The organism is Ruegeria sp. HKCCD6604, assembly GCF_013110635.1.
GTDB lineage: Bacteria > Pseudomonadota > Alphaproteobacteria > Rhodobacterales > Rhodobacteraceae > Ruegeria.
This window is the reverse complement of sequence record NZ_WVQW01000001.1, coordinates 595,344-614,797: the sequence shown is the minus strand read 5'-3', so window position 1 is coordinate 614,797 and position 19,454 is coordinate 595,344. Positions and strand designations below refer to the sequence as shown.

Here is a 19,454-nt window from a genome sequence, read left to right as displayed (position 1 = left end):
GAGGAGTTTGCAATGAGCAGTCTGATACCGGTCCGCTTTCAGGAGTTTGACTTGGATGCGATGGCGCAGGCCGAAGGGCGGGTGGCCATCATCATTCCGTCGGACGGAAAAATGAACCCTGCGGCGCGTCGGGCCAATCGTCTGACGAAAGGCGCTGTGGCGCGGCTTGTCGAAAGTGAGAAATTCGGAAAGTCCAAGACCGGCGATGTTATCTCGATGGCCTGGCCGGCTGGGATGGCGGCCGAAGCGCTGGACGTCGTCGTGCTGCCGCGCCGCCCGGAAGCCGACGAGGCCCGCAAGGCTGGTGCCGCGTTGGCCAAATCCGCAGGTGGCAAGGACATGCTGGTGATGGTCGGCAATCAGGCGCATACCGAAAATCTGGCCCTTGGCATGGTGCTGCGCAGTTATGATTTCAACGCGCACAAAACCAAGGACAGCGAAGGCAGCGGTTCAATTACGATCGGACATTCAAAACCCAAGGAAGCCGAAGCAGAGTTTGCACCGCTATACGCGATTGCCGACGGCGTGCGGATGACGCGTGATCTGACCAACGAACCCGCAAATGTTCTGACGACCACGGAATTTGCCGATCGTCTTGTCGAGATGCAGGAGTTGGGCCTGGAAGTCGAAGTTCTGGAAGAGGACAAGCTGGCTGAACTGGGCATGCGCACTTTGCTGAGCGTCGGGCAGGGCTCTGCCAGCCCGTCCAAAGTCGTCGTGATGCACTGGAATGGCGGCGACAAGGACGATGCGCCCTTGGCTTTGGTGGGCAAGGGCGTGGTTTTCGACACAGGGGGCATTTCGCTGAAACCGGCCGGTGGCATGGAAGACATGACCATGGACATGGGCGGTGCCGGTGTTGTCGCGGGCACGATGCGCGCGTTGGCCAAGCGCAAGGCCAAGGCCAATGTGGTGGGCCTTGTCGGGCTAGTCGAGAACATGCCTTCGGGCAATGCCACCCGTCCGGGCGATGTGGTCAAGTCGATGAAGGGCGACACGGTCGAGATCATCAACACCGATGCCGAAGGCCGTTTGGTTCTGTGCGACGTGATGTGGTACGCACAGGAGCGGTTCAATCCGGTGGGCATGATCGATCTGGCCACCCTGACCGGGGCGATCATCATCGGGCTGGGTCATGAGAATGCAGGTGTGTTTTCCAACAATGACACATTCTGTGACGCCTTCCTGAAATCGGCCCGGGCCGAGGATGAAGGCGCGTGGCGGATGCCGTTGGGCGATGCCTATGACAAGCTGCTCAAATCGCGCATCGCCGACATGAAGAACGTCGGTGGCCGTCCGGCGGGCTCGATCACGGCGGCGCAGTTTCTGCAACGTTTCGTGAAAGAGGATACGCCCTGGATCCATCTGGATATCGCGGGTGTGGCCTCGGTGTCGTCCGAGACATCCTATGCGCCCAAAGGTGCCACGGGCTGGGGTGTGCGCGCGCTGAGCCGGTTCGTGCAGGACAATTTCGAGTAAGCGAATGGGTGCCGTCTATTTCTACCATCTGACCCGCCAGCCGCTGGAGCACACCTTGCCTGTGCTGCTGGACAAGGCGCGACAGGCCGGGTGGAAGATTGCCGTGCGGGGCACCGATCCCGCACGGATGGACTGGCTGGATGAAAAGCTGTGGCTGGGCCCCGAGGACGGGTTCCTGCCGCATGGTCGCGAAGGCGGCCCGCATGACGCCGAGCAGCCGATCCTTCTGACCACCAGCGCCGAGGCCCCCAACGGCGCGGTGTGTGTCATGGCGGTGGACGGCGCGCCGGTCGAACCCGAAGAGGTGTCGGCCCTGGAGCGGGTTTGCATTCTGTTCGACGGCAATGACGACATGGCCGTACAGCACGCGCGCGGGCAGTGGAAGACGCTGACCGGCGCCGGATGCGCCGCGCAATACTGGTCGGAAGAAACCGGGCGGTGGGAAAAGAAGGCCGAAGCCTGACCGGCCGTGCCATTTATCAGGAGATTTGAGGATGCAGATGAAGCCTCTGGGCCGCACCGGGATTGTCGTGAGCGATCTTTGCCTCGGGACGATGACGTTCGGGTCACAGACCTCGGAAGCGGATGCGCACCGGCAGATGGACATGGCGCTGGATGCGGGGATCAACTTTGTGGATGCCGCCGAGATGTATCCCGTGAATCCTGTCGCCAAAGAGACAATTGGTCGTACCGAAGAAATTCTTGGAAATTGGAACGCTGCAAATTCGTCGCGCCGGGCGGATTTCGTACTGGCGACCAAGCATTCGGGTGAGGGGCTGTCATATGTTCGCGACGGTGCGCCGATCACCGCCAAGACCATTCCCGAGGCCATCGAAGGGTCTTTGCGGCGTTTGCAGACGGATTACATCGATCTCTACCAGTTCCACTGGCCCAATCGCGGCAGCTATATGTTCCGTCAAAACTGGGATTATGCGCCTTCGGGCCACAATACCGCGGACGTTCTGGAAAATATGCAGGAGTGTCTGGAGGCCTTGCAGGTTCAGGTGGACAAAGGCAACATCTGCGCTTTTGGCCTGTCGAATGAAAGCGCATGGGGTACGGCGCAATGGCTGAGACTGGCCGAGCAGACGGGCACACCGCGTGCGGCGTCCGTACAGAATGAGTATTCGTTGCTGTGCCGTCTGTTCGATACCGACATGGCCGAGCTGAGCGTACATGAAGATGTCGGCCTGATGGCGTTTTCACCCCTGGGCACCGGGCTGCTGACCGGGAAATACCAGGGCGGGGCCGTGCCGGACGGCTCACGTATGTCGCTTTCACCTCAATTGGGCGGGCGCAAGTCTGACCGGGTGTTTGATGCGGTCGCGGCCTATCTGGATGTTGCCGCGCGACATGGCCTGGATCCGACCCATATGGCGTTGGCCTGGTGCCGCTCGCGACCATTCATGATGTCGGCGATTTTTGGCGCGACCACGGTCGCGCAGCTTGAACACGTATTGGCCGGTGCGGATTTGACGTTGTCAAAGGAGTTGCTGGCCGAGCTGGACGCTGTCCACAAGGCGCGCCCGATGCCGTACTGAGGCGAGGGGGCTCTGCCCCCGGCACGCTGCGCGTGCCTCCCCCGGGATATTTCTGGCCAGATGAAGTTGGATCCGGTCAGTGATGGGTGGGGTGCGCGCGCTCTTGCCTGAGGTCGCGGGCAGATTGGCCATGCGCGGTGCGGAAAGCGCGGGCGAAACTGGATTGCGAGGCAAAACCGGTGGCCAGCGCGACATCCATCAATGGAAGGTCGGTGTCAGTGACCAGACGGCGGGCCTCGGCCAGGCGCAGTTGCAGATAGTGATCCTGCGGCGTGGTGTTCAGGCGCAAGCGGAACTGTTGTTGCAGGGTGCGCGGGCTGGTGCCCAGCTGGTCTGCGATATGGGCCAGTGGCAGGGGGTCATCCAAGGATGCCTGCATCAACGAATTCGCCTTTGCCGTCAGCGCGGTGTGGCGATGTGGGACGCCGGTGCGGCTTTGCGGTTTGCCCGGGTCCGGCGCGCCATCATAGAGGAACAGGCCCGAGACACGGGAGGCGAAACCCGCGCCATGACGGGCGGCGATGATGTGCAGCATCATCTCGACAGCGGGAATCGCGCCGCCAGAGGTCAGGCGACTGTCCGAGACGGTGAAACGGTCGGGGCGCACTTCGACGTCGGGGAAGCGGGAAGCGAAGCTTTCCAGGTCTTCCCAGTGGGTCGTCGCGGGGTGGCCGTCCAGCAGCCCGGCCTCGGCCAGCAGCCAGGGGCCGCCGTCAATCCCGGCCATCGTCGCCCCGGTACCGGCAATGCGGCGCAGCCCGGCCAGCAGGCTGGGGGTGGCGTGGCGGGCCAGTTGGAAGCCCGCGACGACAATCATTAGGTCGCAACCTTGCAGGCGAGCGAGCGGGATGCCGGGTACTTGCAAGGCGCTGGTCAGCATCGCGGGTTCGGCTGTGGCGGTCACATAGTCCCAGTCAAAGGCGGGCCGTTCCGCCAGACGGTTGGCCGCGCGCATCGGATCGACCGCCGAGGCGAAGCTGAGCGTGTTGCATTCGTCCAGCACCAGAACGGCGGTTTTCAGGGCCCGATGTTCGGGTTGCAGTATGTTTTTTGCGGATTGCATCAAGTTCGATTCGCATTCTGCCAAGTGGTTTTCCCAAGGCTGCGCCAGAGTCGGGGCAGAACGCAAATCGGAATCCGGGGAGAAGCCTGGGGAAAACCCAAGGCAAAACCGGGTATAACTTGGGGAAAACGCCATGCCTCTGGAAATGAACCGCGAAGTCTTCATCACCTGCGCCGTGACCGGCTCGGGCGGGACGCAGGATCGAAGCCCTCATGTGCCGCGTTCACCGAAGCAAATTGCCGACAGTGCGATTGCTGCCGCGAAGGCGGGTGCGGCCGTGGTGCACTGCCATGTGCGCGACCCCGAAACAGGTGCCCCGTCGCGCGATCTGGCGCTGTATCGTGAGGTGACCGATCGGATTCGGGATGCCGAGGTGGACGCAGTGCTGAACCTTACGGCTGGCATGGGCGGAGACATGGTGTTCGGCGGTATCGAAAACCCGTTGCCATTGGCCGAGGCTGGAACCGATCTGGTTGGCGCGACCGAACGCGTGGCGCATGTGGCCGAATGCCTGCCCGAAATCTGCACGCTGGATTGCGGCACGATGAACTTTGCCGAGGCGGATTACGTCATGACCAACACGCCCGGCGCGTTGCGAGCGATGGGGCAGATGATGACCGATCTGGGCGTGAAACCCGAGATCGAGGCCTTTGACACCGGCCATCTGTGGTTTGCCAAGCAACTGGTGAAAGAGGGAATTCTGGAACCCAACGCCCTGGTTCAACTGTGCATGGGCGTGCCGTGGGGGGCGCCGGATGATCTGAACACCTTCATGGCGATGGTGAACAACGTGCCCGATGACTGGACCTTCAGCGCGTTCTCGCTGGGGCGGCATCAGATGGCCTATGTGGCGGCCTCGGTGCTGGCGGGCGGCAATGTGCGCGTGGGGCTCGAGGACAACCTGTGGCTGGACAAGGGTGTGCTGGCCGAAAACTGGCAACTGGTCGAACGCGCAGGCACCATCATCGAGAACATGGGCGCGCGGGTGATCGGGCCGGCCGAGGTGCGCGAGAAGTTGGGGCTGGTCAAACGGGCTCCCAAAGGTTGACCTGTTTGCGTCCCTTGCCATGACCGGTAAGTGCAGGGGGGCCAGCAAAAGGAAGTGAGCAATGCGATCGGTGCTTGTAATCTGCGCGACGGTTCTGGCCGTATGTCTGCCCCGGGTCGGGGTGGCACAGACCGCGGAAGACCCTTTGGCCCGCAAGGACTGCGAAGCCAAAGGGGGAAGCTATGAGATGGGCGGGCGGATACGGCAGTTTATCTGCTTTGAACCTTTGCCCGACGCTGGAAACTCCTGTGAAAAAGCCTCTGACTGCGCAGGGTTCTGCCTGTCGGACACCAAACAATGCAGCGCGGTGACGCCGAAATTCGGATGCATTCCGCATTTGGATGAGACGGCGCGCGCGCAGGTAATCTGTATCGATTAGAGGACAGCATGACAAAGACGGCAGCAATTATTGGGGGCGGTGTCATCGGCGGCGGATGGGCCGCACGGTTCCTGCTCAATGGCTGGGACGTTCGGGTGTTCGACCCGGACCCCGAAGCAGAACGCAAAATAGGCGAAGTACTGGACAATGCGCGGCGATCCCTGCCGGGGCTGAGTGACGTTCCGTTGCCGGCCGAGGGCGCGCTGAGCTTTCATGACGACATGGCCGACGCCGTACAGGGCGCGACGTGGATCCAGGAAAGCGTGCCAGAGCGGCTGGATTTGAAGCTGAAGGTTTACAAGGGCTTGCAGGAAGCTTGTGATCCAGACGCGATCATCGGGTCATCGACCAGCGGGTTCAAACCATCGGAGCTTCAGGACGGTGCTTTGCGGCCCGAACAGATCGTCGTGACGCACCCGTTCAATCCAGTCTATCTGCTGCCGCTGATCGAGCTGGTGCCGACCGACAAAAACCCACCGCAGATGATTGAGCGGGCCAGGGAATTGCTGACCTCGGTTGGATTCTTTCCGCTGCATGTCAAGAAAGAGATCGACGCGCATATCGCCGACCGGTTCCTTGAGGCGGTCTGGCGCGAGGCGCTGTGGCTGGTCAAGGATGGCATCGCCACGACCGAAGAGATCGACGAGGCGATCCGGATGGGCTTTGGCATCCGCTGGGCGCAGATGGGATTGTTCGAAACCTATCGCGTGGCCGGAGGTGAAGCGGGAATGCGACATTTCATGGCTCAGTTCGGGCCAGCCTTGAAATGGCCCTGGACCAAGCTGATGGACGTGCCGGAATTCACCGATGAACTGGTCGACCTGATCGCGGATCAGTCGGACGCGCAATCAGGGATGCATTCGATCCGTGAACTGGAGCGCATTCGCGACAACAACCTTGTTGGCATGATGCGTGCCCTCAAGGCGCAGAACTATGGTGCGGGGGCGGTGCTGAACCAGCATGATGCGCTGTTGAAACCGGGTGCCCTGCCGTCGCTGGATCAGGCGGATCTGAGCCAGCCGATTCTGACCCTGTCCCGCGCCGTTCCGTTGGACTGGACGGATTACAACGGCCATATGAACGAAGCCAAGTATCTGGAAGCCTTTGCGGCCGCCACGGACCGTTTCATGGAGATCATCGGTTGCGATATGGAGTATATCGCGTCGGGTGGCAGCTATTTCACCGCCGAAAACCACATCCGTTACATCGACGAAGTCCATGCAGGGGCGAAGATCGACGTGCGCACGCAGATGCTGTTGGGGCAGGGCAAGAAGCTGCATGTCTTTCACAGCATGTATGAAGGTGACAAGCTGTTGGCCACGGGCGAGAGCTTTCTGCTGCATGTCAGTCTTGAAACCCGCCGTCCCAGCCCGCCGTCGCCCAAGATCGAAGCAGCGATGGCGCGGATTGCCGAGGCACAGGCCGGTTTGCCTTACCCTGAAGGGGCGGGTGCCGCCATTCGGAAGCCATCGTGACCAGGCGCGTATTGGTAACGGCCGGGGCATCGGGTGTCGGTCATGCCATGGCCGCGGCGTTTGACGCTGCTGGTTATGATGTCTGGGTAACGGATATTGACCAGTCAGCCCTGGATATCTTGCCCGACCATTGGGTGGCGCACAGGGCTGATGTGACAAATGAGGCCGACATGAGCGCGGTGTTTCAGGCTGTCGGGGCCGCAGGCGGGCTGGATGTTCTGTGCGCAAATGCCGGAGTCGCCGGGCCGACCAACGCGATCGAGGATATCGATCTGGATGCATGGCGCGCCTGCGTCGCGGTCAATCTGGACGGGGCCTTTCTGGCCGCCAAGCACGCGGCCCCTATGATGAAATCGGCGCGGGCGGGCAGCATCATTTTGACCTCTTCGACAGCTGGTCAGTACGGCTATCCGTTCCGAGCGCCCTATGCCTCGGCCAAATGGGCGGTCATAGGGTTGATGAAAACGCTGGCGATGGAACTTGGGCCGATGGGCATTCGCGCAAACGCCATTTGCCCGGGTGCCGTGGAAGGCCCGCGTATGGAAGGTGTCTTGGCCCGAGAGGCAGCTGCGAAAGGCATGACCCGCGATGAGGTCTATCAGGGCTATGCCTCGGGCACCTCTATGGGGCGCTTTGTGGAAGCGCAGGATATCGCCAATATGGCCGTCTTTCTTGCTTCAGACGCAGCACGGCTGGTGTCTGGGCAGGTGATTGCGGTGGATGGGCACACGGTCAACCCCGACCCGAAACTGTAGGTCAGCCCTGATTTGGTCCCCGGATCTGGCGGATGGTCTGACGGACCGCCTGCCAATCCTGCGCCTCTTTCTGGTTTCCGGCGGCTTCGCATTCGCGCATTTTCTGCGCGGCTTCCGCCTCGGCCCGGTCTCCGTGCGCGGCATACAGCGCGCGCGCGTATTGAGCGGTTTGAATTGCGTCCATTCCTGTGGTCCTCCGTTTGTGATCGGAATGCCCGTTGGTTCGCGCCAAGGGACGATAGCACAGGTTTTGCGCCGCTGCATCAATTCTTGCCGGATACTGCCGTTCTGAGTTGTCGCAAGTGGTCGGGGAAATCGCGGGCGGCCACATCGGCCTCGCGCACAAGTGTGTCGAAGTGCCGTGAAAACGTCTCGATCCGGTCCCGGTCACGGAACGCCATATAGTGACTGCCTGCGTAAAAAACGCACAGCAGCGGCCCAAAAATCGTTACAGGGGCCGAATAAAGCCGTTTGGCATCGAACAGATAGATACGCATTCGGGGATAAAGCTGTTCACACAGCTCCAGCAGATGATCGATCTGCTCCTGACGAATCGCCGGGCAAAGGCCTTGGTAATACCCCGTGCCGCTTGCAAAGCTTTCGATCTCGAACAATGGCATTGCAATTTCGTAATCAGACTGCGCACTGCGCATCCAGGTCAACCTGTCTTCGGATGCACCGATGGCCTGATCTGCCGTGCGACCCAGATGGGGGGCATATTCCCACTCCAGCACCGCGCGCGTCTTGAGCATGTCGGGCAGGGTGGCCGGAACATAGCGGATCTTGTACCCGGCGGCTTCTTTGTGCCAGTCGAAAATCCGCTCATCGACAAGGGCGCGAGGGGCTTCCGTAAAGGACAGGGAACTGGCCAAAATCTCTGCCGCGCTTTCCGGTCTGTCGGACAGGCTCAGCAACCAGTCAGCCGAGACACCCAGTGCCGCGGCACAGCCACCCACAACATGCGCGTTGGGAAGACGCGCGCCATGACCGGTCAACAACTGAGAAACGGTCGAACGGTCCACGCCGATGTGGCGCGCAAGCGCGCTTTGGCTGACGTGACGGTCCTCCATCGCGCGGGCAAGGCGTAGGCGGAATTGAGCGGCGCGGTCGCGTTTGTCGATGTTTTCCTTCATGCGATGAAAAATATCACAGATGATTAGTTTTGTTAATCATATTCAGAATTTTCAGCGTGAGAAATGAAATGTAACCCCTTTGTAAAAGCAAAAAGAATGGGGATCGGAATGGAAACGCGGCGAAGATCGGTCGTGAAAGCAATCGTGTGGAATGTCATGGGGTTGGCCACCATGACTCTGGTGGGCCTGATCGCCACAGGCTCGGCCGCCGTCGGCGGGGCATTGGCACTGGTGAATACCGCCATCGGCCTGACGCTTTACATTGTCTATGAAAGAATTTGGGCCGGAGTTTCTTGGGGGCGCAATGGCTGAGCCCTCGACACCCAAGTCGCCCGAATGGGGTACATTTGCCCTGATCGTCGGATGCTATGCCGCATGGCTGTTCGGGCTGTTCTGGCTGGCGGATATTTCGCTGTGGTTGGCGGTGCTGGCTTTGGGCTTTGTTGCGGCCCTGCATTCGTCTTTGACGCACGAAGTCCTGCACGGACACCCGTTCCGAGCCAAATGGCTGAATGAGGCGCTGATGGCGCTGCCGCTGACCCTGGCCATTCCGTATAACCGTTTTCGCGATCTGCATTTGGCGCATCATCAGGATGCCACTTTGACCGACCCGTATGACGACCCCGAATCCAACTATCTGGATCCCAACGTCTGGGCGGACCTGCCGCGTGGCGTGCAGGCTGTGCTGGCCCTGAACAACACGCTTCTGGGGCGGATGGTTCTGGGCCCGGCCATTGGGCAGGTGCTGTTTCTGCGCGACGAATGGCGGGGGCTGCGGCGCGGCGACAGGGCGATCCTGCTGGCCTGGGCTTTGCATATCCCCGGCGCGGTTGCGGTGCTGTGGATCGTTGCACAATCGGCCATGCCGATCTGGGCCTATCTGATTTCGGCCTATATCGGGCTGGCATTGCTGAAGATCCGCACGTTTCTGGAACACCGCGCGCACGAGAAGTCTCGCGCGCGGACCGTGATTATCGAAGACAGCGGGCCGTTGGCGTTTCTGTTTCTGAACAACAACCTGCATGTTGTTCATCACATGAATCCCGCCGCGCCATGGTATCGGCTGCCGTCGTTGTATCGGGATGGCAAAGACAGGTATCTGGCCTGCAATGAGGCGTATGTTTACCGCTCCTATGCACAGATCTTCCGGCAGTATCTGCTGCGCGCCAAGGACCCGGTTCCGCATCCGCTCTGGCCAAAGCACTGATTTGGCGACACAACGGGTGACATGAGTCTCTGGATCCCTGTCACCATCGCCGCCGCCAGTTTTCAGACCGTGCGGTTCATGCTGCAAAAATCCTTGAGCCGCGTGAAACTGTCTGCCGCCGGCGCGACCTTTGCGCGATTTGCGTATTCCATGCCGCTGGCCGTTGCTGGGCTGTTTGTGGCGATGCTGACAACGGGCGCCAGCTTGCCTCCGATTGGTGGAGTGTTCTGGCTGTACGCTGTCATCGGAGGCACGGCGCAAATCCTGGCGACGATCTGTGTTGTGGCGTTGTTCAAACAACGAAACTTTGCGGTCGGGATCACCTTCAAGAAAACCGAAGTCATTCAGACCGCGATCGTCGGCTTTCTGGTTTTGGGCGACAGCGTTTCCAGCGGCGCGCTGGTTGCGATCCTGTTGGGGTTGATGGCGGTGCTTTTGCTGTCGAAAACCCCCGGAGGAGGCGGCGCCTGGTGGCGGCATCTGACCAACCGCGCGTCCCAATTGGGGCTTGGATCAGGGGTATTGTTTGCATTTTCCGCCGTCAGCTATCGCGGGGCCTCGTTGCAATTGGGTGATGCCGACGCCTGGTTCCGCGCACTGATCACCCTGGCCGCCGTCGTGACGTTTCAGTTTGTCAGCATGGGCCTGTGGCTGTTGTGGCGCGACCGGGCCGAACTGCGCGCGGTGTGGCAAACCCGATCCACCGGCGTGTTTGTCGGACTGACCAGTCTGAGTGGTTCGTTTTGTTGGTTCTGGGCCTTCACACTGCAAAACGCAGCCTATGTCAAAGCGCTGGGGCAGGTAGAGCTGATCTTCAGCCTGATGGCCTCGATCCTGTTTTTCCGCGAGACGATCACCCGGCGAGAAATCGCCGGGATGTTGCTGTTGGGTGTCTCGATACTGGCCTTGGTGCTGGCGATTTAGCCAGCACGACGCTCGTCAAAGCTCAGGGCAATGAAGCTGGGCAGGTGATCGCCCATACCCACCACGGCCCGGCCATTGTCTTCCTTGCGCCCGCGGCCACGCCCTTTGGGCTCTCGCTCTTTCCGGGTGTCTTTCTTGGCTTCGGAGTCCCGGGCTTTTTTCTCGGGCTTCGGCTTTTCAGGCTTGGGCTCTTCCTTGACCGGATTGTCGATGCGCGGGATGTCCTTCTGGATCAGCTTTTCGATCGCAGCCAGGGCTTTTTCATCGCGGACCGAGCAGATCGTGATGGCCTTGCCTTCGCGCCCGGCGCGACCGGTGCGGCCGATACGGTGCACGTAATCCTCGGGGTGGCCGGGGACGTCGAAATTGAACACGTGGCTGACGGCTGGAACATCCAGACCGCGCGCAGCGACGTCGGACGCAACCAGCAGACGCAATGATCCGTCGCGGAACCCGTCCAGCGTCTTCATCCGCTGCGATTGGTCCAGATCGCCATGGATCGCGGCAGCGTCATAGCCGTATTTCTTCAGCGATTTCGCGCAGATATCGACATCTGTCTTGCGATTGCAGAAGATGATTGCGTTGGTGCACTTTTCGCCCTCTGCGTCGATCAAGGCGCGCAGCACGTTGCGTTTCTGGCTTGCTTCACGGTCCCGACGGCCGCCTTTGAACATGACAACGCCCTGTTCGATCGTCTCGGATGCGGTCGCTTGCCGGGCGACTTCAACCCGGGCAGGGGCGGACAGGAAAGTATCCGTGATGCGCTCGATCTCGGAAGCCATGGTCGCCGAGAAGAACAATGTCTGCCGCGTGAACGGCGTCAGCGAGAAGATGCGTTCGATATCAGGAATAAAGCCCATATCCAGCATCCGATCGGCTTCGTCCACCACCATGATCTGAACACCGGTAAGCAGAAGCTTGCCACGTTCGAAATGGTCCAGCAGGCGGCCCGGAGTGGCGATCAGAACGTCGACGCCGCGATCGATCAGGGCCTCTTGCTCTTTGAAGCTGACACCGCCGATCAACAGCGCCTTGGTCAGTTTTAGGTGTTTGGTATAGGTGTCGAAATTCTCGGCCACCTGGGCGGCCAGTTCCCGCGTCGGACACAGCACCAGCGAGCGCGGCATGCGCGCGCGGGCGCGGCCACGGGCCAGCAGGGTGATCATCGGCAGTGTGAAGCTGGCGGTCTTGCCAGTGCCGGTCTGGGCAATCCCCAAGACATCACGGCCTTCCAGAGCGGGCGGAATCGCGCCTTCCTGGATCGGAGTGGGGGATTCGTATCCGGCCTCTTCAATGGCTTTGAGGACCTTCGGGTTCAGGTTCAGTTCGTTGAATTTTGTCATGTATGTCCGGTTTTTGCGGACACTTGACCTGGCCCGCGCGTCAAAGATGTGCCGGGCCCGGATGGCCATGCGCGTAATGCGACATTTCGGCTTGTACGCGGACATAACAAAAACGTTGATCGGGGTCAAATGAAGAGAATTTCACCTGACCCTGCCTTTTGTCTGCGGTGAATTTCAGCAACAATTCAGCAACTTCCGGGGAAGTGTTTCTGTAGTTTTTCGTCCAGGTTCAAAGGGCGGTGGCGCAGCAGGCCGTGGCGTTCCAGGTTGGCGCGCACCTCTGCGTCCGCGCCGCTCATTTCATTGTAGAACGCACGCAGCCCGACCATGCCCTGTTCGGCCTCGATCCAATTGAGCAGTTCGTTCTTGCTCAGCCCCCCCTGTTCGCGCGGAACATTCGGAGCCATGCCGGCCTGATACGAGCCACGATCCATGCGGAACTGGTAGTGCGCTATCCAGTGGTCCCAGTCCGGGGCATGACGATGGCACAGATCGATCTGCGGAAGTTCGTATTTGCAGGGCAGCAGCACCTTGTTCTGAAACAGGTTGTGGATGCGGATGCTCAGGTTTTTCAACCCGGTGCGCACGAACAGCTTTCCCTGAACATGACTCAGGAAACCGCCCATGACGAAGGCGCCGTAATTCGGGTAAATGGTCTCGACCAGCGATTCGCGGTTCGGGCCATGCGGAATATGAGCTTTGTACAGGTCATCGCCCCCGGCCAAGGCCTCCAACGGGCGGACACGCACCGCGGGAACCGTGTCTGGGACATCGCGCAGAACATCAGAAATGGGCGCCGCCGGCCAAAGAAACTCATCCACATCGATATGTGTCAACCAATCCAGCCGGGTGTTTCGATAGGCAAAAGTGGCGTGAACCGACTGGCGCACCTGATGCTTTTCCGGTCGTGCGCGTCCGCGTTTTTCCCAAAAGGCGTCATCACAGTTACGGACCCGGACCTTGGGATGCATTCTCAGCGCTCTGAACGTGCGGCGGTTGGGTTCGTCCATGTAGACATACATGAAATCTGCCCCCAGTTCGAGGTGATGGGCCACGAACCGAAGGACGTCTTCGGTTGGCCCCCGGACCATGGAAACAATGCCCCAGGTGGTCATTTGCGCGGTGCGCGGGTGTCGCGCATGCGTTTCAGGCGTCGAAAAACTCCACCTGGGTCCTTGTTCAATTGGATCATCAGGTGATCCACCAGCGGTGCAATCGTGGGATCGTTCATCGCCTTGGTCCAGATCGGAGCGATGAGATTGACGTCAAGCCCGCCTTTTTCAAAGGAAAAGCCTTTCATCTGATAGGGCAGCGGGACGTGGTTCCTGTCCTTGAACTGAAACGGCGTTTCCGGGGCCAGCCCCGAGAAGAGCCGCTCGAACTCATACAGCTTCATCATGCTGAAGAACACGCGCAAGGCATGTCCGACCTCGCGCTGTGTCGGCGTCTGACCGTGATCCGCAAAGGTCTGAACAGACGATACCAGCCAACGCAGGTCGAGGGCGGAAAGAAGATGGTCGGATTGTTCGTCCCACAACCGGCAGAACAGCGCAGGGGCCTGACGCGGAAAGGAGCGTTTTCTGAGATTCGAGATCAGCTGGGCGTTCAGGAAGGCAAGCTCTGACTTTCCGACGAATTCCCGCGCGATCTGAACGCGTTTGCGATCCCAGGTGGTGCTGCGCCCGGGTGGCAATTCGGTGGCGGTGTCGGGCACGATGCGTTTGGCCAGATCATCCAGATCGACGTCAAGCTCGGGCAGGGTCAGGGTGCCGAACTGAAACGGGCTGCGCCGGTTCTCATAGCTGTCCAGCATGTCGGGCAGGCCACCGGGATAGGTCAGTTCGTCGTCACTCATGCGCGCAGGATTGCACAGCCAAACCTGCCTGTGCAATCAGACAGTTGCCTCAGGTCATCATCTCTTTTGTCGCGGTCAGGTTCAGCGCGGGATAGTCACGGACCACCCGATCGATATCCCATTGCAGGCGGGTCAGATAGACGATGTCGCCGTCATGATCATGCGCGATGTGCTGCTTGTTGGCGCCCACGAATTTCTCGACTTCGGCCTTGTCACCGCTGACCCAGCGGGCCGAGGTGAACTGCGATGCCTCGAACCGTACCGGCAGGCCATATTCCATCTCGATCCGGCTGGCGAGCACTTCGAACTGCAATGCACCCACGACCCCCACGATAAAGCCCGAGCCGATCGAAGGCTTGAACACCTTGGCCGCACCTTCCTCGGCGAATTGCATCAGGGCTTTTTCCAGATGCTTGGCTTTCATCGGGTCGCCCGCGCGGACGCCTTGCAGCAGTTCCGGCGCAAACGACGGGATGCCGGTCACCCGCAGCGCTTCGCCTTCGGTCAGCGTATCGCCAATGCGCAGCTGCCCGTGGTTGGGAATGCCGATGATGTCACCGGCCCAGGCCTCTTCCGCCAACTCGCGGTCAGAGGCCAGGAACAATACGGGGTTCGAGATCGCCATCGGCTTTTTCGACCGCACATGGGTCAGCTTCATGCCACGCTTGAAGTGACCGCTGGCCATACGGACAAAGGCCACCCGGTCGCGGTGCTTGGGGTCCATATTGGCCTGAACCTTGAACACAAAGCCTGAAACTTTCTTTTCGTCGGGGGAAATCTGGCGGGGTTCTGCGGATTGAACCTGTGGCTGCGGGCCATAGGCGCCGATGCCTTCCATCAGTTCCTTGACGCCGAACGAGTTGATGGCCGAACCGAACCAGATCGGGGTCATGTGGCCTTCCAGTACCGCCTGCGGGTCAAGCGCAGGCAGCAATTCGCGCGCCATCTCGACCTCTTCCAGCAGTTTGCCCAGCAATTCGGCAGGCACATGCTCGGCCAGTTTGGGGTCGTCCAGCCCGTTGATTTCGATGCTTTCCGCCACCTTGTTGCGGTCGGCGCGGTCCATCAGTTCCAGCCGGTCGCGCAGCATGTCATAACAGCCGATGAAGTCGCGCCCCACGCCGATGGGCCAGGCGGCGGGCGTGACGTCGATGGCCAGCATTTCCTGAATTTCGTCGATGATCTCGAACGTGTCGCGGCTTTCGCGGTCCATCTTGTTGCAGAAGGTCAGGATCGGCAGATCGCGCAGGCGGCAGACCTCGAACAGTTTCTGCGTCTGGCTTTCCACACCTTTCGCGCCGTCGATCACCATGACGGCCGCGTCCACGGCTGTCAGCGTGCGATAGGTGTCTTCCGAGAAATCGCTGTGGCCGGGTGTATCCACAAGGTTGAACCGGAAGTTGCCATAGTCGAACGACATCGCCGAAGCCGAGACCGAGATGCCGCGATCCTTTTCCATCTGCATGAAGTCCGACCGGGTCCGCCGCGCCTCGCCCTTGGCACGCACCTGACCGGCCATCTGGATCGCGCCCCCGTACAGCAGGAACTTTTCCGTCAGCGTCGTCTTGCCCGCATCCGGGTGCGAGATGATGGCGAACGTCCGGCGTCGGGCGATCTCGGGCGGCAGGGTGGGTTGGTTCGAGGTATCAAGCATGAGCGCGCGTATATGCGGGGAATCCTGCCGAAGCAAGACAAAGGGTCTGGTACGAATCATGGGTCTGTGGCAAAAAGAACATATAGTGAACAAATGATGGAGTGGATCAATGAATTTGAAAGAGATTGCAGATGAACTCGTGGCTGGTTGCCGGGAAGACCGGGCCAAGGAAAACCTGTCCAAGCTGTATGCGCCGGATGCGGTGTCGGTCGAAGGGCAGGATTTTCAGGGAATGGGTCGGGAAACCAAAGGGATCGACGCCATCCGTGGCAAGCATGAGTGGTGGGAAAGCGCTCATGAAGTGTCCAGTGCGTCTGTCAGCGATCCGCTTCCTCATGGCGAAGACCGTTTTGCCGTGATTTTCGAAGTGCAGGGCACCGTGAAGGAAACCGGCGAAGCGTTCGATATGCGCGAAGTGGGTGTCTATCACGTCGCCGACGGCAAGATCATCCGGGAAGAGTTCTTCTATTGATCGACGATCCGTTTCTGGTCTTCCCTGTCTGGCCGGTGCTAGACATGCGGCGATGACTGACAGGGAGGATCCGATGGATCTGGGAATTCAAGGAAAACGCGCGCTGGTCTGTGCCAGCAGCAAAGGATTGGGTCTTGGCTGCGCCGAGGCGCTTGCCGAGGCTGGCGTGAATCTGGTGATGAACGCACGCGGCCCCGAAGTGTTGGAGGCTGAAGCCGCACGCCTTCGGTCAGAACACGGCGTCGAGGTGCAGACCGTGGCTTGCGACGTGACCACCCCCGACGGTCAGGCGCAGGTGATCGAGGCCGCGCAGGGCGTTGATATTATTGTGACAAATGCCGGTGGACCGCCACCCGGATCGTGGTCGGACTGGGAGCGCGATGATTTCATCAAGGCGCTGGATGCCAACATGTTGACGCCGATTGCATTCATGAAGGCCCTGCTTCCCGGAATGATGGAAAAGGGTTGGGGCCGGGTGGTGAATATCACCTCGCAATCCGTGCGTGCGCCAATTGCGGTTCTGGGTCTGTCAAACGCGGCGCGTACAGGTCTGACGGGCTATGTGGCCGGAACCTCGCGTCAGGTGGCGCCACACGGGGTGACCATCAACAACCTGCTTCCGGGCATCCACGCCACGGACCGGGCGGATTCTCTGGACAGCGGTGTGGCGGCGCAACAGGGTATTTCGATTGACGAAGCGCGTGCCAACCGTGCGGCGACGATCCCGGTCAGACGCTATGGTTCACGGCAGGAGTTTGGTTCGACCTGCGCGTTTCTGTGTTCGCAACATGCGGGCTTCATCGTTGGCCAGAATATCCTGCTGGACGGCGGTGCGACCAACCTGACGATGTGATCATGGCGCAGGGGTTTTCGTTGAAAGATCAGTTGTTCAATGCTGAAAAGGTCAGTTTTCTCAGCGCCTTGTTCTTGGATGCTGAACCGGGTTTCGACGCCTCTGCGTTTCAGGCACAGGTCATGTCGCGCCTGCCTGAACTGGAACTGAAACAGCGTATGAGCTGGATCGCGACATGCCTGCAACAGGCCGTGCCGGGCGACTTGCCGACAGTCGCCCCGGTGATTTTGCGGTCTTTGCCGCCTCCGCTGGACCCTGCCAGATCGGATGATGATTTCGGCGATTTCATTTTCGCGCCGCTGGGTGAATGGGTCGCGGCCATCGGGCTGGATCACGTCGATCTGTCTCTGGATGTGTTGGAGGAGCTGACGCAGCGGTTTTCGATGGAATGGGCCATTCGGCCTTTTCTGAACCATGCCCCGGACAAGGTGCTTGGGCGGATGCAGGACTGGTGCACCCACGGCAGCTATCACGTGCGCCGATTGGTCAGCGAGGGAACGCGGCCCCGTCTGCCATGGGGGCAGGGCATCGGTCTGGGTCTGACGGACCCGTTGCCGCTGTTGGACAGGTTGCACGGCGATCCGACCCGGTATGTCACGCGGTCGGTGGCCAACCATTTGAATGATATTGCCAAGAAAGACCCGGGCCTGGTGCTTGGGCGTCTGGACAAGTGGCGCACCGAGGCGCGACAGACCGCGGCAGAGCTGGAGTGGATGACCTCTCATACGTTGCGCGGTTTAGTCAAGGCCGGGCACCCAGAGGCGATGAAGATGCTGGGATATGACCCAGATGCGGATATCGCCGTGACAATTGATCTGAGTTCCGAGGCCCGTATCGGCGAAGCGCTGGAGTTTTCCGTTGATCTGACCGGGGTAGGGAAACAACCGGTTCTGGTGGATTATATTATTTATTTTCAGCGCCCTGCGGGAAAAACATCACCTAAGGTGTACAAGCTGAAACAGGCGGCTTTGAGCAACGGCAGGCTCACGTTGGCCAAGCGTCACAGGCTGAAGGGTGATGCGTCTACCTTCAGGCTGATCCCCGGCGCGCATCGGCTTGAGGTTCAGGTGAACGGCGTTGTCCGTGCCGATGTGGACTTTGAGTTGCTGGAGTAGTTGGGCGCAGGAACACTCACGCTTTCGTCAGAACGACCGTGGCCGGATTGCGAATGCAAGGCCGCTGCACTAGCTGCGTACAGACACGCATGACGGGGAAGCAGCGATGAAACACGATTCGGTACGGAATTATTACGGTGAAGTCCTGCAAAGCAGTGCGGACTTGCAGACCAACGCCTGTTGCACGCCGGACGACATGCCGGATCATCTCAAGCGGATAGTGTCCAGGATTCATGACGATGTGCTGACCCGATATTACGGGTGCGGTCTGATCGCGCCTCTGGATCTCGAGGGCATGTCGATCCTCGATCTTGGCTGTGGTGCGGGGCGCGACGTCTATGCGCTGTCTGCCATGGTTGGTGAAAAAGGCCGGGTCGTCGGTGTGGACATGACACCCGAACAACTGGACGTTGCCCGCGCGCATCAGGACTATCACGCCCAAGCCTTTGGGCACGCCAAAAGCAATGTGGAATTCCATCACGGCTATATCGAGAAGCTGGAGGAACTGGATCTGGAACCCGGATCGTTCGACATCATCGTCTCGAACTGCGTCATCAACCTGGCGACCGACAAGGATGCCGTGCTGCGCGGCGCGCATCGGTTGCTGAAAGAAGGCGGCGAGATGTATTTCTCGGACGTCTATGCCGACCGCCGTGTCCCGCAGGCGATGGCCGAGGATGAAGTTCTGTATGGCGAGTGTCTGTCGGGTGCATTGTACTGGAATGATTTCCTGTCGATGGCGCGCAAGGCAGGTTTCGGTGATCCGCGCCGGGTGACGCACCGCCCGCTGACCATCGAGAATCCTGCGCTGGAGGATCGTGTTGCCCCGCTCAGATTCCTGTCGGCGACCTACCGTCTGTTCAAGCTGCCGGCGCTGGAACCGGCCTGCGAGGATTACGGCCAGGCGGTGATCTACAAAGGCACTGTTCCCAACGCGCCGCATGCGTTTGTACTGGACGATCACCATGTCATCGAAACCGGCAAGGTCTTTCCGGTCTGCGGCAATACCTGGATGATGCTGCGGGACACGCGGTTTGCCCGCCATTTCGACTTTATCGGCGATTTTTCCACCCATTTCGGCATTTTCGAAGGCTGTGGCGGTGAAAGCCCGTTCGAGGCAACAGGCGAAACCGCATCATCCGGCGGTTGCTGCTGATC

At 60.2% G+C, this 19,454-nt stretch carries 21 protein-coding genes; 14 read left to right on the top strand and 7 right to left on the bottom strand.

Features of this window, described 5'->3' with window-relative positions; all coding sequences use genetic code 11:
- Window positions 1-12 precede the first annotated feature (12 nt).
- From GS614_RS03035 to GS614_RS03025, 3 genes are read left to right on the top strand one after another with little or no spacing between them, the layout of a single operon-like run.
- On the top strand, window positions 13-1,479 hold the full coding sequence (locus tag GS614_RS03035; protein ID WP_171167811.1) for a leucyl aminopeptidase: 1,467 nt from the start codon (window positions 13-15) through the stop codon (window positions 1,477-1,479).
- 4 nt (window positions 1,480-1,483) lie between these two features.
- On the top strand, window positions 1,484-1,942 hold the full coding sequence (locus GS614_RS03030; protein WP_171362732.1) for a DNA polymerase III subunit chi: 459 nt from the start codon (window positions 1,484-1,486) through the stop codon (window positions 1,940-1,942).
- Between the two features lie 31 nt (window positions 1,943-1,973).
- Window positions 1,974-3,020, top strand: coding sequence for an aldo/keto reductase (locus tag GS614_RS03025; protein WP_171725481.1), 1,047 nt, complete (start codon window positions 1,974-1,976; stop codon window positions 3,018-3,020).
- A 76-nt stretch (window positions 3,021-3,096) separates the two neighbouring features.
- On the opposite strand, the gene GS614_RS03020 is transcribed toward GS614_RS03025, so the two are convergent.
- Window positions 3,097-4,083 (bottom strand): GlxA family transcriptional regulator, encoded by a 987-nt coding sequence (locus GS614_RS03020; protein WP_171665400.1) that lies wholly within the window; start codon window positions 4,081-4,083, stop codon window positions 3,097-3,099.
- A 133-nt stretch (window positions 4,084-4,216) separates the two neighbouring features.
- Here GS614_RS03020 and GS614_RS03015 point away from each other — a divergent pair, with 133 nt between their 5' ends.
- The 4 genes from GS614_RS03015 to GS614_RS03000 all read left to right on the top strand — a co-directional run bounded on the left by GS614_RS03015 (window position 4,217) and on the right by GS614_RS03000 (window position 7,740).
- The gene (locus tag GS614_RS03015; protein ID WP_171115578.1) at window positions 4,217-5,131 is read left to right on the top strand and encodes a 3-keto-5-aminohexanoate cleavage protein; all 915 of its coding nucleotides are present in this window, start codon (window positions 4,217-4,219) and stop codon (window positions 5,129-5,131) included.
- A 61-nt stretch (window positions 5,132-5,192) separates the two neighbouring features.
- On the top strand, window positions 5,193-5,510 hold the full coding sequence (locus GS614_RS03010; RefSeq protein ID WP_171725480.1) for a hypothetical protein: 318 nt from the start codon (window positions 5,193-5,195) through the stop codon (window positions 5,508-5,510).
- An 8-nt stretch (window positions 5,511-5,518) separates the two neighbouring features.
- Complete coding sequence (locus GS614_RS03005) at window positions 5,519-6,985, top strand: carnitine 3-dehydrogenase (RefSeq protein ID WP_171167821.1); 1,467 nt, start codon at window positions 5,519-5,521, stop codon at window positions 6,983-6,985.
- Window positions 6,982-7,740 carry an SDR family oxidoreductase gene (locus GS614_RS03000; protein ID WP_171115584.1) on the top strand — a complete coding sequence of 253 codons (759 nt, stop codon included), beginning with the start codon at window positions 6,982-6,984 and terminating at the stop codon, window positions 7,738-7,740. Before GS614_RS03005 ends, GS614_RS03000 begins: the two co-directional genes overlap by 4 nt.
- A 1-nt stretch (window position 7,741) precedes the next feature.
- Here the strand turns inward: GS614_RS03000 and GS614_RS02995 are convergent, their stop codons facing one another.
- Window positions 7,742-7,924 (bottom strand): hypothetical protein, encoded by a 183-nt coding sequence (locus GS614_RS02995; RefSeq protein WP_117868740.1) that lies wholly within the window; start codon window positions 7,922-7,924, stop codon window positions 7,742-7,744.
- A 79-nt stretch (window positions 7,925-8,003) separates the two neighbouring features.
- Window positions 8,004-8,873, bottom strand: coding sequence for a helix-turn-helix domain-containing protein (locus GS614_RS02990; protein WP_171725479.1), 870 nt, complete (start codon window positions 8,871-8,873; stop codon window positions 8,004-8,006).
- 108 nt (window positions 8,874-8,981) lie between these two features.
- On the opposite strand from GS614_RS02990, the gene GS614_RS02985 reads away from it, so the two are divergent.
- From GS614_RS02985 to GS614_RS02975, 3 genes are read left to right on the top strand one after another with little or no spacing between them, the layout of a single operon-like run.
- Window positions 8,982-9,185, top strand: a complete 204-nt coding sequence (locus GS614_RS02985) for a DUF2061 domain-containing protein (protein ID WP_171167827.1) — start codon at window positions 8,982-8,984, stop codon at window positions 9,183-9,185.
- Window positions 9,178-10,080 carry a fatty acid desaturase gene (locus GS614_RS02980; protein WP_171725478.1) on the top strand — a complete coding sequence of 301 codons (903 nt, stop codon included), beginning with the start codon at window positions 9,178-9,180 and terminating at the stop codon, window positions 10,078-10,080. The genes GS614_RS02985 and GS614_RS02980 overlap by 8 nt, the downstream gene beginning before the upstream one ends.
- Before the next feature lie 21 nt (window positions 10,081-10,101).
- Window positions 10,102-11,004: an EamA family transporter gene (locus GS614_RS02975; protein WP_171725477.1), complete on the top strand. Its 903-nt coding sequence runs from the start codon at window positions 10,102-10,104 to the stop codon at window positions 11,002-11,004.
- Here the strand turns inward: GS614_RS02975 and GS614_RS02970 are convergent.
- The 4 genes from GS614_RS02970 to GS614_RS02955 all read right to left on the bottom strand — a co-directional run bounded on the left by GS614_RS02970 (window position 11,001) and on the right by GS614_RS02955 (window position 15,856).
- Window positions 11,001-12,347, bottom strand: a complete 1,347-nt coding sequence (locus GS614_RS02970; protein WP_152458188.1) for a DEAD/DEAH box helicase — start codon at window positions 12,345-12,347, stop codon at window positions 11,001-11,003. The genes GS614_RS02975 and GS614_RS02970 overlap by 4 nt on opposite strands.
- Window positions 12,348-12,532: 185 nt before the next feature.
- Window positions 12,533-13,462 (bottom strand): glycosyltransferase family 2 protein, encoded by a 930-nt coding sequence (locus GS614_RS02965; protein WP_253282420.1) that lies wholly within the window; start codon window positions 13,460-13,462, stop codon window positions 12,533-12,535.
- Complete coding sequence (locus tag GS614_RS02960) at window positions 13,459-14,202, bottom strand: hypothetical protein (protein WP_171614202.1); 744 nt, start codon at window positions 14,200-14,202, stop codon at window positions 13,459-13,461. Before GS614_RS02960 ends, GS614_RS02965 begins: the two co-directional genes overlap by 4 nt.
- A gap of 49 nt (window positions 14,203-14,251) precedes the next feature.
- Window positions 14,252-15,856, bottom strand: a complete 1,605-nt coding sequence (locus tag GS614_RS02955; protein WP_171725476.1) for a peptide chain release factor 3 — start codon at window positions 15,854-15,856, stop codon at window positions 14,252-14,254.
- A gap of 109 nt (window positions 15,857-15,965) precedes the next feature.
- On the opposite strand from GS614_RS02955, the gene GS614_RS02950 reads away from it, so the two are divergent.
- From GS614_RS02950 to GS614_RS02935, 4 genes are all read left to right on the top strand, one after another.
- Window positions 15,966-16,328 carry a nuclear transport factor 2 family protein gene (locus GS614_RS02950; RefSeq protein ID WP_171204874.1) on the top strand — a complete coding sequence of 121 codons (363 nt, stop codon included), beginning with the start codon at window positions 15,966-15,968 and terminating at the stop codon, window positions 16,326-16,328.
- Between the two features lie 73 nt (window positions 16,329-16,401).
- Entirely contained in the window at window positions 16,402-17,181 is a 780-nt protein-coding gene (locus tag GS614_RS02945) for an SDR family oxidoreductase (protein ID WP_171725475.1), read from the top strand.
- Window positions 17,182-17,183: 2 nt separating this feature from the next.
- Entirely contained in the window at window positions 17,184-18,296 is a 1,113-nt protein-coding gene (locus GS614_RS02940) for a hypothetical protein (protein ID WP_171725474.1), read from the top strand.
- A gap of 106 nt (window positions 18,297-18,402) precedes the next feature.
- Window positions 18,403-19,452 (top strand): methyltransferase domain-containing protein, encoded by a 1,050-nt coding sequence (locus GS614_RS02935; RefSeq protein ID WP_171725473.1) that lies wholly within the window; start codon window positions 18,403-18,405, stop codon window positions 19,450-19,452.
- Window positions 19,453-19,454: the final 2 nt, after the last annotated feature.

What these genes read in the sequence shown, in the direction of transcription:
- GS614_RS03035 (WP_171167811.1), top strand. Translation starts at nt 13, where the DNA reads ATGAGCAGTCTGATACCGGTCCGCTTTCAGGAGTTTGACTTGGATGCG.
- GS614_RS02965 (WP_253282420.1), bottom strand. Translation starts at nt 13,462, where the DNA reads ATGACCACCTGGGGCATTGTTTCCATGGTCCGGGGGCCAACCGAAGAC.
- GS614_RS02990 (WP_171725479.1), bottom strand. Translation starts at nt 8,873, where the DNA reads ATGAAGGAAAACATCGACAAACGCGACCGCGCCGCTCAATTCCGCCTA.
- GS614_RS03015 (WP_171115578.1), top strand. Translation starts at nt 4,217, where the DNA reads ATGCCTCTGGAAATGAACCGCGAAGTCTTCATCACCTGCGCCGTGACC.
- GS614_RS02935 (WP_171725473.1), top strand. Translation starts at nt 18,403, where the DNA reads ATGAAACACGATTCGGTACGGAATTATTACGGTGAAGTCCTGCAAAGC.
- GS614_RS02970 (WP_152458188.1), bottom strand. Translation starts at nt 12,347, where the DNA reads ATGACAAAATTCAACGAACTGAACCTGAACCCGAAGGTCCTCAAAGCC.
- GS614_RS03010 (WP_171725480.1), top strand. Translation starts at nt 5,193, where the DNA reads ATGCGATCGGTGCTTGTAATCTGCGCGACGGTTCTGGCCGTATGTCTG.
- GS614_RS02940 (WP_171725474.1), top strand. Translation starts at nt 17,184, where the DNA reads ATGGCGCAGGGGTTTTCGTTGAAAGATCAGTTGTTCAATGCTGAAAAG.
- GS614_RS02945 (WP_171725475.1), top strand. Translation starts at nt 16,402, where the DNA reads ATGGATCTGGGAATTCAAGGAAAACGCGCGCTGGTCTGTGCCAGCAGC.
- GS614_RS03030 (WP_171362732.1), top strand. Translation starts at nt 1,484, where the DNA reads ATGGGTGCCGTCTATTTCTACCATCTGACCCGCCAGCCGCTGGAGCAC.
- GS614_RS03025 (WP_171725481.1), top strand. Translation starts at nt 1,974, where the DNA reads ATGCAGATGAAGCCTCTGGGCCGCACCGGGATTGTCGTGAGCGATCTT.
- GS614_RS03020 (WP_171665400.1), bottom strand. Translation starts at nt 4,083, where the DNA reads ATGCAATCCGCAAAAAACATACTGCAACCCGAACATCGGGCCCTGAAA.
- GS614_RS02950 (WP_171204874.1), top strand. Translation starts at nt 15,966, where the DNA reads ATGAATTTGAAAGAGATTGCAGATGAACTCGTGGCTGGTTGCCGGGAA.
- GS614_RS02985 (WP_171167827.1), top strand. Translation starts at nt 8,982, where the DNA reads ATGGAAACGCGGCGAAGATCGGTCGTGAAAGCAATCGTGTGGAATGTC.
- GS614_RS03005 (WP_171167821.1), top strand. Translation starts at nt 5,519, where the DNA reads ATGACAAAGACGGCAGCAATTATTGGGGGCGGTGTCATCGGCGGCGGA.
- GS614_RS02980 (WP_171725478.1), top strand. Translation starts at nt 9,178, where the DNA reads ATGGCTGAGCCCTCGACACCCAAGTCGCCCGAATGGGGTACATTTGCC.
- GS614_RS02960 (WP_171614202.1), bottom strand. Translation starts at nt 14,202, where the DNA reads ATGAGTGACGACGAACTGACCTATCCCGGTGGCCTGCCCGACATGCTG.
- GS614_RS02975 (WP_171725477.1), top strand. Translation starts at nt 10,102, where the DNA reads ATGAGTCTCTGGATCCCTGTCACCATCGCCGCCGCCAGTTTTCAGACC.
- GS614_RS02955 (WP_171725476.1), bottom strand. Translation starts at nt 15,856, where the DNA reads ATGCTTGATACCTCGAACCAACCCACCCTGCCGCCCGAGATCGCCCGA.
- GS614_RS02995 (WP_117868740.1), bottom strand. Translation starts at nt 7,924, where the DNA reads ATGGACGCAATTCAAACCGCTCAATACGCGCGCGCGCTGTATGCCGCG.